This is a genomic window from Photobacterium swingsii (assembly GCF_024346715.1).
In the GTDB taxonomy this organism is placed as follows: Bacteria; Pseudomonadota; Gammaproteobacteria; order Enterobacterales; family Vibrionaceae; genus Photobacterium; species Photobacterium swingsii.
Genome location: NZ_AP024852.1, coordinates 3,026,551 through 3,041,532, shown reverse-complemented (window position 1 = coordinate 3,041,532; position 14,982 = coordinate 3,026,551). Strand labels below are relative to the sequence as shown.

The window sequence follows — 14,982 nt, the reverse complement described above, 5'->3', positions numbered from 1 at the left end:
TGTACTGGCTTAAAGCTTAAGCTATAGCCAGTGCTTAGGAATTTTTAAATCAAAGCTTTTAGCTGCGTACTGAAGCATCGTGATTATTTCTCGGTGCTTTTTTTCGTCATAAGGTTGACCGTTTTGCTTTTTCTGAACGATGTCTTTGAGCTCGGCGAGATTAAACATATCTAGCTTGTAGAAGTTTCCCCAGCTTGGTATACCGAATAAGTTATAGATTGTTTCTGTGCTGTCACGTTCACTAGCAAGGCGTTTAGGCTCATCGATTTTCGCTAGTGCCGCTTCGCCTTCTTCTTTTGTGTCATAAGAGTTGAGTTGTTTCATGAATATTCCTCAGCCAATAACTTTTAGGGTTTTAGTACCTGTTACCGAGAGGCTGCCTTTGGCGGCCTCTGTTATATGCCCGCTCCACCAGCTCATCATTGGCTTGCGTCGCTCAAGGTAATCGGTACGGTTATATGCGCTGCGAACTTGGTTATCGTCAACGTGGGCCAGTGCTGCTTCAATTAAATCAGCTTCGAAACCTTGCTCGTTAAGTGTTGTACTTGCTAGTGAGCGCAGGCCATGACTAACAAGCCTTCCTGCAAAGCCCATACGCTTAAGTGCCATGTTCGCCGTTTGGCTGTTACATGGTTTCTTAGGATCTCGATCAGATGGAAACACGAACTCTCTATGTCCACTGATAGGTTTTATCACTTCAAGTAATTCAAGCATCTGTTCCGTTAACGGGATGCGATGATCTCTTCTTTTTTTCATTCGTTCAGCGGGAATAGTCCAAACTTTTTCATCCCAGTCAATTTCGCACCAACGAGCTCCAGAAGCTTCGCTAGGGCGTGTCATAGTATGAAGCTGCCATTCAATTAAACAGCGTGTAGTGCGCTTTATACTGGCATTTGCAATAGCTCCCATTAACTCTGGTAATTCAGTTGGCTTGAGAGCGGCCATATTCTCTTTTTTGGGCTTTTTAAAAGCAGCACGAATACCAGTTAGGGGATTGGCTTTTACGAGTCCACAGTTCGCAGCATAGTTCATGACTTCATTTAGACGTTGCGATAGTCGCTTAACCGTTTCTAAACTTCCTTTCGCTTCAATGGGTTTTAGAAGGTCGATAATTAAGGGAGCATCAATATTTTTTACTGGGATAGTTGCGATAGATGGAAAAGCATGAAGCTCTAGAGAGCGCCAGATATCAACGGCATAGTCTGGAGTGACGGAGTCCTTTTTTATTTCAAACCATTTTTGTGCAACGTTAATGAAAGTATGTTCGTGAACCGCTTTGTGTTCATGTTGCTGTCGTTTTCTATCTTCTTGAGGATCTATTCCCAGTGAGATCAGCTCTTTTGCTTCCATTGTACTTTTACGTGCATTAGCAAGAGAAAGGTCTGGATACTTACCCAAGCTTAGATTTGCTCGCTTACCATTTGTTGGTCTGTAATAGTTCAATAACCAGTGTTTTGAACCATTGGGCTTAATTCGTAAACGTAAGCCATCGCCATCAAAAAGGTTGTATTCTTTATCATCTGGCTTAGATGCTTTGATCTCTTTGTCTGATAGTCTAGTTGTCGTTTTAGCCATAATGGGTACACCAAATTAGGGGACTAAAATCAGTGTACCCTTCTGTGTACCCATAATGCAAAGAAGCAGTGGGATGCTATGGAACCTTATAGTACGCTAAGTCATTGATTTTGCGTTATTGCAGGCACAAAAAAAGACGTCCTGGGACGTCTTTAAATGTGTATTTGGTGGAGCTGGCGGGATTTGAACCCGCGTCCAAAATCAGTCTAACCAGAGGCGCTACATGCTTAGTCTGTCTTTATTCTCGTACCCGACACTGCGAACAGACACGCTATGCGAATACATACCAGAATTCTATTTCGCGGTTCACCTCTCTAGTCAAAGGTTCCCTCGCTATCTTGTTTGGGTTTGAACCCCTGTTATTCCCCGTCTTACAAGCGGAAGCTAGGGCAGGAGCGCTCTTAGCAGGGTATTAAGCTGCTAGTGCGTAGTTTTCGTCGTTTGCGACTATTTTTTTGCGGCTTTTAACGTGGCAAACCGCCCCACGACATGCTCCCAAAGCCTTCGTGATCCTGTCGAATCCTAAATCAGCCCCAGAGGTGTTACGCGTTCGATACTAGCATACTTTATATATGCGTCAACAAAATTACAGTATGGCCAAGTGTTTATGGATGAAATTCGAACACTTAGCCACAAGTTGACTATCTTACGCTGTGTTTCATGATGCGCGCTTTATCACGCTGCCAATCACGATCTTTACTGTCACTACGCTTATCGTGCAATTTCTTGCCTCGCGCTGTGCCTATCTTAATTTTAACCCAAGATGCCTTCCAGTACATGGTTAATGCCACAATGGTTTCGCCATCACGGTTCACCGCGTGCTCTAACTTCTGGATTTCACGGCGGTTAAGCAGTAGCTTACGTACGCGTGTTGGATCGGCAACAACGTGGGTAGAAGCGGCATTCAGTGGGGTGATCGTCACACCAGAGATAAAGGCTTCGCCGTTACGTAGGAACACGTAACTCTCTGAAATGTTGATTTTACCGTCACGAATGGCTTTTACTTCCCAGCCTTGTAGCGATAGGCCCGCTTCGTATTCGTCTTCAATCGAAAACTCATGACGCGCGGAGCGGTTTTTGGCAATGGTATTGCTACCCGGTTTACTTGGTTTTTTCTTGGCCATAAATACTCTTTTTATTCTGTGTCCCGCCAGATTTTGGGCGGTCGAAGGGGATACTGGCTTCATTTGGCTTACTGGGTAAGCGATTATGCGCTGCATTCCCTATTTTGGCTGTTAGCGCAGTAATGGTATCATTACTTTCGTCTAAGGGTTAAGGAGAAACTATGCCTCAGATCACTCGCTCTGCGTTAGTCCCTTTTAGCGCCAAGCAAATGTTTGATTTAGTTAACGATGTTGAGTCTTACCCTGCCTTTTTGCCAGGTTGTTCGGGCTCCAAAGTGATTGAAAGTTCCGATCTGCACATGATGGCGTCAGTCGATGTGGCGAAGGCGGGGATCAAGAAAACATTTGTTACCCGTAATCAGTTAACCAGTTTTCAAAATATTGAAATGCAGCTCGTTGAAGGGCCGTTTCAGAAGCTAGCTGGTGGTTGGAAATTTATCGAACTTGATGCTGAAGCATGTAAAGTTGAGCTGAATTTAGACTTTGAATTTACCAATGCGATTGTTGAAATGGCATTTGGCAAAGTCTTTAAAGAGTTAACCAGTAATATGGTGTCTGCTTTTACGCAACGAGCAAAAGAAATTTATGGCTTCTGACGACAAGTTAATTCATGTGGAGGTGGTGTATGCACTGCCTTCCGCTCAGCGAGTGATTAAACTCGCGATCACCTCAGATACCAAGGTACAGGCGATCATTGAGCAATCGGGTGTATTAGAAATGTACCCAGACATCGACCTGAAGAAAAATAAGGTGGGTGTGTATAGCCGTAACGTGAAATTAGATGCGACCGTGCGTGATGGTGATCGATTAGAGATCTACCGTCCGTTATTGGCAGATCCGAAAGAGATCCGCCGTAAGCGTGCCGAGCAAGCGAAGAAGGCGGCAGAAGCAAATAAATAACATGATTTATTGTTTGCTGCTTCAAACATAAAAAAGCTCGCAATATGCGAGCTTTTTTGTCTCTGCCATTTGGTGATGAGGCCAAGATGGACGCGTTCATAGCCTAGCTTTGATCAGTTCATGCCATCCATGAACTGCGGGCTTGGCTGGTAATCACCCGATAAGCCTATCAATTTGTTGTTTTTATCAAAGCTTAGCTTGAGGTCTTTTTGTTGTGGTTCATCATGACCTGGCTTGTGGTAGTAAACATAGTACCAAGTGTCAGGGTGGCCTTGCTCTACTAGCATTGGCGAACCTAATACATAGCGTACTTGTTCTTTATTCATACCAAATCGTAGTGTATCCACATCTTTTGCTTCCAAGAAGTTACCTTGGTTGATGTCAATACGGTAAACCAATCGTTCAACAACTGAACAGCCACCCAGTAGACTCAGTGCTAACGTAAGTGCGGCAATGTTTTTCCAACTCATAGCATCCCGGCGTATTCGCTTTAACTGCTGCGATAATAAACAAGCTCGAAGCAGAAGTAAAAAGGCAGATAAAAAACAGTGGATCTCAATCAATACGATACCTGCTTAGGTATTGATTAAGTATACAGACTGCCATTACTTTAATAAGTTGCATGGCAGTACTGGTTATTTTATCACGTTGTACGGGCTGGCGCTGAAAATAGATTGCGATAAGTCTTTGTTACGCCGCAATCAGCAATTCTTTTGCATTGGCTAGGGTACGTTCGGTGATTTCACTGCCCCCTAATAGACGAGCCAGTTCTGCAATGCGGTCGTCTTGTTTGAGTGGGCGCATGCTGGTTTCTGTTTGGCCTTTGCTGGCCGTTTTGGCAACAAACATTTGCTGATGGCCACAGCCTGCTACTTGCGGTAAGTGGGTAACACACATCACTTGGGTTGATTCCCCCAAGGTACGTAGCATTTTGCCGACAATCGCGGCTGTCGGGCCACTGATACCTACGTCGACTTCATCGAAAATCAGGCTTGGTGTTTCCACTTTTTGCGCGGTGATCACTTGGATTGCCAGTGAAATACGTGATAGCTCACCACCCGATGCCACTTTGCCTAATGGTTGTAGTGGTTGGCCTGGGTTGGTTGATACCAAGAAAGTAATGGTATCGAAACCCAGCGGGCTTAGCATGCCAGTGGCGTCGCTTTGAATGTCGATATTGAAAATGCCGTGTTCCATGCTGAGTTGGTGCATGCTTTCCGAGATTTTCTTATCTAATTCTTTGGCGTAACGCTGGCGGCTCTTACTCAGTTTTTCTGCGCGGGCAATAAATTGTTGGCGCCTCACTTCAACTTCGTCGGCTAGGCCATCTAGGCGCTCGTCGCTGCAATCTAGATCGTCTAATTCTTTCAGTAATTCTTGGTGTTTCTGGTAAAGATCGGCAGGCATCACATAATGCTTGCGCGCCAATGACATGATTTTGGCTAAACGTTCTTCAAGGTAGACCAGACGTTGTGGATCCATGTCCATTGCATCTAAGTAGCAGCGTAGCTCTTGACTGGCTTCTTGTACTTGGATGATCGCTTCTTCCAGCATTTGTGGCACGGTATTTAGCTGGCTGTCCAGTTCGCCAAGGGCGCACACTTGCTGGCTGGCCATTTGCAGTAATTGTAGGGCGTTAGCATCGTCGTTATCGTACAAAATCGCTAAGGCACTTTGGCTCGACATCGCTAATTCGCCTGAATTAGACAAGCGTTTGTGCTCTTCTTCGATCTCTTGATATTCATCTTCACCCAGTGCCAATTCATCCAACTCTTTCACTTGGTATTGGATTAATTGTTTTTGGGCTTCGTTTTCTTCTCGGCTTTGGCTTAAGCGTTTTAGCTCGTTACTCGCTTGGCGCCACACTTGGTAGGCTTGGCGCGTTTTATCCATTAATACGTGGTGACCGGCGTATTGATCCAGCATTTGTTGCTGATGATCAGCGCGCATCAGTTGTTGGTGTGCGTGCTGGCCATGAATATTGATCAGCAGTTGGCCAAGCGCTTTTTGCTGGGAAGCGGGCACAGGACTACCGTTGATAAAACCACGTGAGCGACCTTCTTTGGTGATCACTCGGCGTAAAATACATTCGTCGCCATCACATAATTCATTGTCTTCTAACCAGCGACGGGCGGCTTGGTTATTGGCCAGTGAAAACGCGGCTGAAATTTCAGCTTTGTCTTCATTGGGGCGAACCATGCAAGCTTCGGCGCGATCACCAAGGCACAAGCCTAAGGCATCAATCGCAATGGATTTACCAGCACCTGTTTCACCAGTAATAGTGGTCATTCCTGGCTTTAGTTCAAATTCAAGACTTTTGACAATAGCAAAGTTAGAGATCGTCATATGAGCGAGCATGTGTTCACCTGTTTAAATCAACACCTGTGTTTTCATACAGTATATACTGTATCTACATACAGTAAAGATACCTGTGCATATTTTTGTGATGAAAGAAGCAGAGTGATTATTTTTTATCTAACTTGATGATAAGTAGTGAAATATTTGAGCGGGTAAAAATAAAAAAGCCAGCGCGATGGCTGGCTTCTCAATCATGAATAAGGTGTTTTTATTACTGTGTACAGGTATTACGTGCGATTAGAACAGCTTACTCGACCAGCCTAACTTGCCGCGCAGGACTTCATAATAACTGTAGTTTTTCGGGTGGATCAGCTGCAAGCACTCAGGGCTTTGGTAAATGTGAATTTCATCGCCAGGGCTGACAGGCAAAGAGACTTGGCCGTCGCAGCTCACCTCAAGGGTACTGCCGTTGTCGGGTGAGACCAACAACTTGATCCTGCGGTTACCATCAACCACCAATGGGCGGCTAGAAAGGGTGTGCGGGAACATAGGTACTAGAGTGATGGCGTTGAGGCTTGGTGATAAAATTGGACCGCCACCAGACAGTGAATAGGCGGTTGAGCCTGTTGGCGTGGCAATGATTAAGCCATCTGAGCGCTGTGAAAAGGCGAAGGCTTCATCGATGTAGACTTCAAACTCTATCATGTGCGCGACTTTGCCCGGGTGCAATACGGCTTCATTTAAGGCGGCGTTACGGCTTTTAATTTGGCCGTGACGGTGCACTTCGGCTTCTAATAAAAAGCGTTGCTCGGTAACAAATTCGCCTTGCAGCACGGCGTTTAATTCTTGATCGAAGGTATCGGGGTCGAGATCGGTTAAGAAGCCAAGGTTGCCTCTATTCACCCCTATAACGGCAATATCAAAGCGTGATAGAACGCGGGCTGCGCCCAACATATTGCCGTCACCACCAACAACGATGGCAAGGTTGGCTTTATCGCCGATGGTGAGTAAATCACAAAAACAATCGGCAGGAATGTCGATCTCGTTTTCAAGGCGGTGATCAACCAATACATTATAGTTTTTAGCCGTAAGCCAATCGTACAGTGATTTGTGCGTTTGCAGGGCATCTGGATTTCTCGGTTTACCAATTAACGCGACAGTGTCAAAAATGCGCTTCATGTCCTTGATCCGACGAGTGATAGTGGGGGCAGTATAGCCTTTGGATGAGAAGAATGTCGCGCTTTGTGAACGATATCAGCTTGAATCATTGAAGTTCATCCCCATAATATGCGCAAGACTGTTTTTTGTGAGGGGTTTTATGTTTCAATCCCCCGCAATATTTTGAACTCAATATCTTGGCGGAGAAGCGAAAGCATGAGCAACGAAGAGAAAAAAGTACAGGACGAGCAACTACAGCAAGAAGAATCTGTAGAAACGGCTGAGACTGTATCTGCTGAGGAAGAAGTTGTTGAAATGACAATGGAAGAACTTCAAGCAGCACGCATTGCTGAATTAGAAGCTGCATTGTTAGCAAGCGAAGCGAAAGCGAAAGACGCCGTTGATGCATCACTACGTGCACGTGCAGAAGGTGAAAACGTTCGTCGCCGTAGTGAGCAAGAAATTGATAAAGCACGTAAATTCGCGCTTAACAAATTCGCTGAAGAGCTATTGCCAGTGATCGATAACATGGAACGTGCTATTGAAATGACTGACAAGAACGATGAAGCACTTAAGCCAATGCTTGAAGGTGTTGAACTAACACTGAAAACCATGACAAGCACGGTTGAGAAATTTGGCCTTAAACAAATTAACCCTATGGGCGAAGCGTTTAACCCAGAATTCCACCAAGCGATGACGATTCAAGAAAGCGCGGATTTTGCCCCTAACTCAGTAATGCTAGTCATGCAGAAAGGTTACGAGCTAAACGGCCGTGTTATTCGCCCTGCGATGGTGATGGTATCTAAAGCCCCTGCGGGTAACATTGATACGCAAGCGTAATCGTTGCGAGCAAATGATAAAAAGCTCGCTTCGGCGGGCTTTTTAATTTTTTTGCATTTTTTTTCTTGGGTCCCCTTGAAAAGCTGTCGGCTGACCTTATTTATTAGTCATACGACATCGTAATGATATTTTTCGGGGAACATCCCCAATTGCTAGTGCCACTTTTGATGTGTGACTAGCCAGTACAATTAAACGAATTTCGGAGAGAGCCTGATGGGTAGAATCATTGGTATTGACTTGGGTACAACTAACTCTTGTGTAGCAGTACTTGATGGTGACAAACCACGTGTAATTGAAAATGCAGAAGGTGAGCGTACAACGGCATCTGTTATCGCTTACACTCAAGATGGTGAAACATTAGTTGGTCAACCAGCTAAGCGTCAGGCGGTAACAAACCCTGAGAACACTCTTTTCGCTATCAAGCGTCTTATCGGTCGTCGTTTTGAAGACGAAGAAGTACAGCGCGATATCGAAATCATGCCTTTCAAAATTGTTAAGGCTGACAACGGCGATGCATGGGTAGAAGCGAAAGGCCAAAAAATGGCTGCTCCTCAAGTATCTGCTGAAGTACTTAAGAAAATGAAGAAAACTGCAGAAGACTACCTTGGTGAGGCAGTAACTGGCGCAGTCGTAACCGTACCGGCTTACTTTAACGATGCACAGCGTCAAGCAACAAAAGATGCTGGCCGTATCGCAGGTCTAGACGTTAAACGTATCATCAACGAACCAACAGCAGCAGCACTAGCTTACGGTCTTGATAAGCAAGGCGGCGACCGCACTATCGCTGTTTACGACCTTGGTGGTGGCACATTCGATATCTCTATCATCGAAATCGATGAAGTTGAAGGCGAGAAAACATTTGAAGTTCTAGCAACTAACGGTGACACACACCTTGGTGGTGAAGACTTCGATAACCGCATGATCAACTACTTAGTAGACGAATTCAAAAAAGAGCAAGGCATCGATCTGAAGAACGATCCTCTTGCAATGCAACGTGTTAAAGAAGCAGCTGAAAAAGCGAAGATTGAACTATCTTCTGCACAGCAAACTGACGTAAACCTACCTTACGTTACTGCTGATGCAACTGGTCCTAAGCACATGAACGTTAAAGTAACACGTGCGAAACTAGAATCACTAGTTGAAGACCTAGTTCAACGTTCTCTAGAGCCACTAAAAGTAGCACTAGCAGACGCAGACCTCTCTGTAGGCGACATCACTGATGTTATCCTAGTGGGCGGTCAAACACGTATGCCTTTAGTTCAAGCTAAAGTTACTGAGTTCTTCGGTAAAGAACCACGTAAAGACGTGAACCCAGATGAAGCAGTTGCAGTAGGTGCAGCGGTTCAAGGTGGTGTTCTAGCGGGCGACGTTAAAGACGTTCTTCTACTAGACGTTACTCCTCTATCTTTCGGTATCGAAACGATGGGCGGCGTGATGACTAAGCTAATCGAGAAAAACACAACTATCCCAACAAAAGCGGATCAAGTGTTCTCAACAGCTGAAGACAACCAAAGCGCGGTAACTATCCACGTGCTTCAAGGTGAGCGTAAGCAAGCGACTTACAACAAGTCTCTAGGTCAATTCAACCTAGAAGGCATTCAAGCAGCACCACGTGGCATGCCACAAATCGAAGTAACTTTCGACCTTGATGCTGATGGTATCCTGAATGTGTCTGCGAAAGACAAGCAAACAGGTAAAGAGCAGAAGATCACTATCCAGGCATCTGGCGGTCTTTCTGAAGAAGAAATCGAAAAAATGGTTCAAGAAGCAGAAGCTAACAAAGAAGCGGACAAAAAGTTCGAAGAGTTAGTAACTGCACGTAACCAAGCTGACCAAATGATCCACGGCACTCGTAAGCAAATCGAAGAAGCTGGTGAAGCACTTCCTGCTGACGAGAAAGAAAAAATTGAAGTAGCAATCAAAGAGCTAGAAGAAGTGAAAGGTGGCGAAGATAAAGAAGCTATCGACACTAAAGTTCAAGCGCTTATGACTGCAGCTCAAAAGCTAATGGAAATCGCTCAGCAACAAGCTCAAGCACAACAAGCGCAAGCTGGTGGCGCTGAGCAAGCTCAACCACAAGATGACAACGTAGTTGACGCTGAATTCGAAGAAGTTAAAGACGAAAAAAAATAAGATAGTTAATTCATAATCTTATTTATGCACGGGCGTTAGAGTAAACCTCTCACGCCCGTAGCTGTATTAAAGGCGGGTGACTTTTAGTATGTCAAAACGTGATTTATATGAAGTTCTGGGTGTCGGTCGCGATGCATCAGAGCGTGATATTAAAAAGGCGTATAAGCGTCTTGCCATGAAGTTCCACCCTGACCGTAACCAGGGTGATGAGAGCGCGGCAGAGAAATTCAAAGAAGTTAAGACAGCATATGAAATCTTAACGGATCCACAAAAGAAAGCAGCTTACGATCAATACGGTCATGCAGCCTTTGAACAAGGCGGTATGGGTGGCGGCGGTGGCGGCTTCGGTGGTGGTGCTGACTTCGGCGACATCTTTGGTGATGTGTTTGGCGATATCTTTGGTGGCGGCGGTGGCCGACGTCAACAACAGCGTCAACAGCGCGGTGCAGACCTACGCTACAACATGGAACTAACTTTAGAAGAAGCTGTACGTGGCTGTTCTAAAGAGATCCGTGTACCGACATTAGTCGCTTGTGACACATGTGACGGCAGCGGTGCGAAGAAAGGCTCATCTGCGACAACCTGTGGTACCTGTCATGGTCAAGGCCAAGTACAGATGCGTCAGGGCTTCTTTGCTGTTCAGCAAACTTGTCCACATTGTAATGGTCGCGGTAAGATCATCAAAGACCCTTGTGGTACTTGTCATGGTCACGGCCGTAAAGAAGAAACTAAAACGCTATCAGTTAAAATCCCTGCTGGGGTGGATACTGGCGACCGTATTCGTCTTACTGGTGAAGGTGAAGCGGGCGAGTTTGGTGCACCAGCCGGTGACTTGTACGTACAAGTGCACGTAGCAGAGCACCATATCTTTGAGCGTGATGGTAACAACCTTTACTGTGAAGTACCGGTAAGCTTTACAATGGCTGCACTGGGTGGCGAAGTTGAAGTCCCTACCTTAGATGGCCGTGTAAACTTGAAAGTACCAACAGAAACGCAAACGGGCCGTATGTTCCGTATGCGTGGTAAAGGTGTGAAATCGGTACGTGGTGGTGCGGTAGGTGATTTGATCTGCAAACTTGTTGTAGAAACACCTGTTAGCTTAAGCTCGCGTCAGAAAGAGCTACTGCAAGAGCTTGAAGAAAGCTTTGGTGGTAAAGCCGCAAGCAAGCATAAGCCTAAATCAGAAGGCTTCTTCAATGGTGTGAAGAAGTTCTTTGACGATTTGACTGGCTAAGCGTTAAGCTCGCAAAGTTAAAGAAAAGCCGCAGCGTTTAACGACACTGCGGCTTTTTTGTGGCTGTTTATTTGATGCAATACAAGCTCTGTAAAGAGGGGTTAAGGCTTCATGGGTTACCAACATTCAGCGCTACTTGGTGACCCCTTCTTGGCTCCTGAAGCATCAATAGTGAGAGACTTACAAGGATCGCCCTTCTGAAGTCCGGTAGTTTTTACCACGGCTTTTAGAATAAAACGCTGTGTGCCAGTACCGCTGTTATTAATGCTGAATGTGTATTCATCTGATAATGAACATGATGTACATTGAGGGTTACCCGCACTGAGATCTGTGCTGCTCGGGTATGTTGTATTTTCGGTATAGTATTGTTCTGCCCACAGGTGTAATTCAATCAAGCCTGTCTGTGCTTCAATACGACGAGACTTTTCGATATGTGAAGTATAAGCAGGAACTGCAATCGCACTCAAGATACCGACAATCACTACAGCGATTAATATTTCAATCAATGTCATCCCTTTCTGAAAAGCATACATATCAATTACATCCATTTTATGAAGTGATTCTAAAATAAAAATCAGTTTTAATACGAGAATCTATACCTTGTGATACTTTTATTTCAATTACAAGGATTAAATAATTGAAAATAATATGTATGACTGGAAGAAAAATCAAGGTATCACATTATTAGAGTTATTATTTACCGTTGCAATAATCGGTATTATCTTGGCTTCGTCGGTGCCCAGTTTTGAAACCTTAGTAGTGAACAATCAAATTAAAGCAAAATCAGAAGAGTTATTTAGATTTGTTCGTCTTGCTAAATATGAAGCAGTGAAAAGAAATAAAAAAGTAGAAGTTTATTATGATTCAACATCCCCGGGTTATTACTGCCTTGGGATGAGAGGTGTGGGAGAAAACATTACATGCAGCAATCAATCTCATACTTACTCATTACTTAAAATAAACGACGATATTAAATTCAAAGTGAAAACGGTTGATGGGCAAGGGAATATAGCCGATATTTCGAATGGTGCTTTGTTTTCATTTAGTCCACAAACTGGAAAATCATCGGCCAATAAGCGCGTTCTTTTTCAAAGTAATACAGATACAAACGTTGTTTCAGGTGTACGAGTAACAAATGTTGGTTTGGTTAACCCATGCTCTGATCAGGCTTGGGGAGGGAAAATGCAATGCACCAGCGGTTAAATAAAGGCTTTACGCTTACTGAGCTATTAGTATCTAGTGCTATTGGATTGAGCTTGATTACTGTCGTAACGTCGAATTATTTTCATAGTGTTGCATTAAGTAATCAACAAATTAAGCGCTCAGTGCTCAGTGCTGAGTTGGATAGTCTGCTTTATTTGATGAACGCTGAAATTAAACGTGCGGGTTACTGCGGTGATTGTAAATCTTCTAATGGTTTTTTGATCTCAGATGCAACGGGGGCTAATCGCTCCAGTGTTGCTATTAATGATTCTGTAACGGCTTTAACAGGAACTTGTATTCGCTTTGCTTATAACGAAGATTCCTCACTGGGTGTACTCACTCCTCGAAACGGTGATGCCCGAGGATATCGATTAAAAATGGAAAAAGATGGTACCAAGTCGTTTGAAATTTATCGTAATTATGGCGGAATTGCTAATTGGAACTGCAATGATGGAACGCATTGGTTAGATTATCAAAATGACATGATTTCTATTTCTCAGTTTGATATTCACCGTGAAGAAGTTATTGGTATATCGAGGAAAAAACAAAATATAACTATCACATTAACGGGGAACATTGATGGTGTTAGTTTGTCTCGAACAACACGTATTGCCATTAATAATGTGGACTATTAATTATGGATATAAAAAAATCACACGGGTTCTCAACCTTATTAATTACTGTGGTTATATCATTAATCATGGCGCTCTATGTTTTTAGTTTATTATCTGTCGAGCTATTTAATAGTAAAAAAACGCAAAATGTTATTATTTCTCAAGAGTTAAAGTCTAAATCAGCCAGCGGACTACAGTGCGCAGTTGATATTATTTTACGCTCAGGACAAAAGCCAACCAGCACCAGTATTGATTATGCGCCTTGTGTTGATGCTGTTATTACAGCAATTCAAATACCAGCTACAAGCACCTATAAAGTCACATCAACGGCAACAGCGGGCGATGCAGAATCGACAATGAGCCAGCTGTTTATGTCGTCATCTATGAATGGGGTGAAATCGGCTTTTAGTTCATCCGGTGATATTGTTTTTAATGTGTCTCAAACAATTGATCCTTATGAAGGGGTCAAGGCTGGTACGGGCTACAATTGTTCAGCAATTCGAAGTGGCGGTAAGGTCATTATTGAGAATGGTGGTGATATCGTTGTTCGCCATCCCCATGATCAAAATGGCCACCAGAAAAAAGATGCTGATAAACAGCTTATAAATTGTAATTCTAGCCACTTAACAGTCAGTCCTAAATCTTCAGCCGATTACTTAGGTGATATAGAAGAAAATATTACTGATCTTGATTTGTTCTACGATAACTTTGGTATGAAGCGGGATAGCTGGGCGGAAGCAAAAAACTTGTTTGATACAGTGATTACAGGGGAAAAACGGGTCGAAACAATTGAAATTAATCAAGTATCAACTGATGTTGAATTTTTATATGTACCGGGTTGTGGTGGTAAGATTCAAACAATCATCGATGCAAATCAGAAAGAAATAGATAAAGTTAAAGTAACACCTGATTATAAGCCAGCATTAACGAAGTATATCTGGATCGATGGTACCTGTAGCTTAAACGGGATGACCTATAAGCAAACCGCAGATGACGCCGCAGGCATAACTGTGGTGATTAAAGATGGCTTAGTTACAAACGGTGGATCGCCGACATCATTTCATGGCAACTTGTTTGTGTTTGATTACAGCATGACAGATGCGCAGTTGTTAGCGGCATGGCAAACGGCGACAGTCGATGAAAAGGCTAACGTTGCTAATTATGATTTAAGCCAAATGCCATTTTACTTCCGAGGAACATTTCAAACTCGCGGTGCATTTAACCTCGATTCACCCAATAGGCAATGTCGTGTTGAAGGTTCTTTTCAGCCTGGTTACTCAAAAGGTAAGGTTGATTATGAAGAATCACCTTTCGGTAAAACAGTGATGTTAGAGGGCAGCTGGCATGACTTTTAAATTACCAAATCAGCAACGGGGCTTTAGCTTGGTTGAAGTTTTAATCTCGGTACTGGTGATTTCAATTTCTTTTGTGTCTGTTATGAAATTGCAGAGTTATGTTGAAGTGCGCAGTGAACAAAATGAGCTTCAACTGCATGCGATGCGCATTGCTCAGCGTCAAATTGATTTGTGGGAAAATGTTGGTGGTGATGTGAGCTGTAATGGCGTTACAGTGACATTAACACTCGCGAATTTAGAATCTTGTAAAACGAATTTTGAGTCGTTTACGGGTCAGGTTACTAAGCTCAATGAGATCACAGATAGCAGTGGGAATATCCTCCAAAAACGTTTGAGTATTGATGTGACTTGGACTGATCGTCAAGGTAGTAGCGGGACAGTCACTTTATATTCAACGCAAACGGCCTCTAATGCTTTACTGCGAAGTTAGGCATCTATCGACATTAAGATATACCGTGAATCATTTTGAACACATTCTTTATGCTGTGTGCGTGTAACTTATTTTTTTTGTCTTTCTTTCGCTATTAAATAGCTTTTGGGTTCCAATA

General features: G+C 43.7%; 16 protein-coding genes and 1 other RNA gene. 9 read left to right on the top strand and 8 right to left on the bottom strand.

Annotated features, from left to right (window positions below; translation table 11 throughout):
• Positions 1-21 precede the first annotated feature (21 nt).
• The 4 genes from OCU77_RS13805 to smpB all read right to left on the bottom strand — a co-directional run bounded on the left by OCU77_RS13805 (position 22) and on the right by smpB (position 2,699).
• A complete protein-coding gene (locus OCU77_RS13805; RefSeq protein WP_048898058.1) occupies positions 22-324 on the bottom strand; it encodes a hypothetical protein in 303 nt (100 codons plus the stop codon).
• A gap of 9 nt (positions 325-333) precedes the next feature.
• A complete protein-coding gene (locus OCU77_RS13800) occupies positions 334-1,575 on the bottom strand; it encodes an integrase domain-containing protein (RefSeq protein ID WP_107302783.1) in 1,242 nt (413 codons plus the stop codon).
• A 165-nt stretch (positions 1,576-1,740) separates the two neighbouring features.
• Positions 1,741-2,110: a transfer-messenger RNA gene (gene ssrA / locus OCU77_RS13795) on the bottom strand.
• A 106-nt stretch (positions 2,111-2,216) separates the two neighbouring features.
• Positions 2,217-2,699: an SsrA-binding protein SmpB gene (gene smpB, locus OCU77_RS13790; protein ID WP_048898059.1), complete on the bottom strand. Its 483-nt coding sequence runs from the start codon at positions 2,697-2,699 to the stop codon at positions 2,217-2,219.
• A gap of 161 nt (positions 2,700-2,860) precedes the next feature.
• On the opposite strand from smpB, the gene OCU77_RS13785 reads away from it, so the two are divergent.
• Entirely contained in the window at positions 2,861-3,295 is a 435-nt protein-coding gene (locus tag OCU77_RS13785; RefSeq protein WP_048898060.1) for an SRPBCC family protein, read from the top strand.
• Positions 3,285-3,599, top strand: coding sequence for an RnfH family protein (locus tag OCU77_RS13780; protein ID WP_048898061.1), 315 nt, complete (start codon positions 3,285-3,287; stop codon positions 3,597-3,599). Before OCU77_RS13785 ends, OCU77_RS13780 begins: the two co-directional genes overlap by 11 nt.
• Before the next feature lie 113 nt (positions 3,600-3,712).
• On the opposite strand, the gene bamE is transcribed toward OCU77_RS13780, so the two are convergent.
• The 3 genes from bamE to nadK form a co-directional block, all read right to left on the bottom strand.
• Entirely contained in the window at positions 3,713-4,069 is a 357-nt protein-coding gene (gene bamE, locus OCU77_RS13775; protein WP_048898062.1) for an outer membrane protein assembly factor BamE, read from the bottom strand.
• Between the two features lie 220 nt (positions 4,070-4,289).
• Entirely contained in the window at positions 4,290-5,957 is a 1,668-nt protein-coding gene (gene recN, locus OCU77_RS13770; RefSeq protein WP_107302782.1) for a DNA repair protein RecN, read from the bottom strand.
• Between the two features lie 237 nt (positions 5,958-6,194).
• A complete protein-coding gene (gene nadK, locus OCU77_RS13765) occupies positions 6,195-7,085 on the bottom strand; it encodes an NAD(+) kinase (protein ID WP_239685909.1) in 891 nt (296 codons plus the stop codon).
• Positions 7,086-7,271: 186 nt separating this feature from the next.
• Here nadK and grpE point away from each other — a divergent pair, with 186 nt between their 5' ends.
• From grpE to dnaJ, 3 genes are all read left to right on the top strand, one after another.
• On the top strand, positions 7,272-7,895 hold the full coding sequence (grpE, locus tag OCU77_RS13760; protein WP_048898064.1) for a nucleotide exchange factor GrpE: 624 nt from the start codon (positions 7,272-7,274) through the stop codon (positions 7,893-7,895).
• Between the two features lie 213 nt (positions 7,896-8,108).
• Positions 8,109-10,028 carry a molecular chaperone DnaK gene (gene dnaK / locus OCU77_RS13755; protein ID WP_048898065.1) on the top strand — a complete coding sequence of 640 codons (1,920 nt, stop codon included), beginning with the start codon at positions 8,109-8,111 and terminating at the stop codon, positions 10,026-10,028.
• An 88-nt stretch (positions 10,029-10,116) separates the two neighbouring features.
• Entirely contained in the window at positions 10,117-11,262 is a 1,146-nt protein-coding gene (gene dnaJ, locus OCU77_RS13750) for a molecular chaperone DnaJ (RefSeq protein WP_048898066.1), read from the top strand.
• A gap of 116 nt (positions 11,263-11,378) precedes the next feature.
• Here dnaJ and OCU77_RS25220 read toward each other — a convergent pair whose 3' ends face one another.
• Complete coding sequence (locus OCU77_RS25220) at positions 11,379-11,810, bottom strand: type IV pilin protein (protein WP_084711737.1); 432 nt, start codon at positions 11,808-11,810, stop codon at positions 11,379-11,381.
• A 100-nt stretch (positions 11,811-11,910) separates the two neighbouring features.
• Between OCU77_RS25220 and OCU77_RS13735 the strand changes: the two genes are divergently transcribed.
• Genes OCU77_RS13735 through OCU77_RS13720 form a run of 4 tightly spaced genes read left to right on the top strand, consistent with a single transcriptional unit; the run spans position 11,911 to position 14,864 of the window.
• Positions 11,911-12,465: a pilus assembly FimT family protein gene (locus tag OCU77_RS13735; RefSeq protein ID WP_107302781.1), complete on the top strand. Its 555-nt coding sequence runs from the start codon at positions 11,911-11,913 to the stop codon at positions 12,463-12,465.
• Positions 12,450-13,100, top strand: coding sequence for a PilW family protein (locus OCU77_RS13730; RefSeq protein ID WP_048898069.1), 651 nt, complete (start codon positions 12,450-12,452; stop codon positions 13,098-13,100). The genes OCU77_RS13735 and OCU77_RS13730 overlap by 16 nt, the downstream gene beginning before the upstream one ends.
• Positions 13,101-13,102: 2 nt before the next feature.
• Complete coding sequence (locus OCU77_RS13725) at positions 13,103-14,434, top strand: hypothetical protein (protein WP_048898070.1); 1,332 nt, start codon at positions 13,103-13,105, stop codon at positions 14,432-14,434.
• Positions 14,424-14,864 carry a type IV pilus modification PilV family protein gene (locus OCU77_RS13720; protein ID WP_048898071.1) on the top strand — a complete coding sequence of 147 codons (441 nt, stop codon included), beginning with the start codon at positions 14,424-14,426 and terminating at the stop codon, positions 14,862-14,864. The genes OCU77_RS13725 and OCU77_RS13720 overlap by 11 nt, the downstream gene beginning before the upstream one ends.
• The last annotated feature ends 118 nt before the right edge of the window (positions 14,865-14,982 follow it).

Bases quoted from the DNA above. Each gene is read 5' to 3' on its own strand.
- OCU77_RS13735 (WP_107302781.1), top strand. From the start codon at position 11,911: ATGTATGACTGGAAGAAAAATCAAGGTATCACATTATTAGAGTTATTA.
- OCU77_RS13720 (WP_048898071.1), top strand. From the start codon at position 14,424: ATGACTTTTAAATTACCAAATCAGCAACGGGGCTTTAGCTTGGTTGAA.
- bamE (WP_048898062.1), bottom strand. From the start codon at position 4,069: ATGAGTTGGAAAAACATTGCCGCACTTACGTTAGCACTGAGTCTACTG.
- OCU77_RS13800 (WP_107302783.1), bottom strand. From the start codon at position 1,575: ATGGCTAAAACGACAACTAGACTATCAGACAAAGAGATCAAAGCATCT.
- OCU77_RS13785 (WP_048898060.1), top strand. From the start codon at position 2,861: ATGCCTCAGATCACTCGCTCTGCGTTAGTCCCTTTTAGCGCCAAGCAA.
- recN (WP_107302782.1), bottom strand. From the start codon at position 5,957: ATGCTCGCTCATATGACGATCTCTAACTTTGCTATTGTCAAAAGTCTT.
- OCU77_RS13780 (WP_048898061.1), top strand. From the start codon at position 3,285: ATGGCTTCTGACGACAAGTTAATTCATGTGGAGGTGGTGTATGCACTG.
- dnaK (WP_048898065.1), top strand. From the start codon at position 8,109: ATGGGTAGAATCATTGGTATTGACTTGGGTACAACTAACTCTTGTGTA.
- OCU77_RS25220 (WP_084711737.1), bottom strand. From the start codon at position 11,810: ATGGATGTAATTGATATGTATGCTTTTCAGAAAGGGATGACATTGATT.
- OCU77_RS13805 (WP_048898058.1), bottom strand. From the start codon at position 324: ATGAAACAACTCAACTCTTATGACACAAAAGAAGAAGGCGAAGCGGCA.
- OCU77_RS13725 (WP_048898070.1), top strand. From the start codon at position 13,103: ATGGATATAAAAAAATCACACGGGTTCTCAACCTTATTAATTACTGTG.
- smpB (WP_048898059.1), bottom strand. From the start codon at position 2,699: ATGGCCAAGAAAAAACCAAGTAAACCGGGTAGCAATACCATTGCCAAA.
- dnaJ (WP_048898066.1), top strand. From the start codon at position 10,117: ATGTCAAAACGTGATTTATATGAAGTTCTGGGTGTCGGTCGCGATGCA.
- grpE (WP_048898064.1), top strand. From the start codon at position 7,272: ATGAGCAACGAAGAGAAAAAAGTACAGGACGAGCAACTACAGCAAGAA.
- OCU77_RS13730 (WP_048898069.1), top strand. From the start codon at position 12,450: ATGCACCAGCGGTTAAATAAAGGCTTTACGCTTACTGAGCTATTAGTA.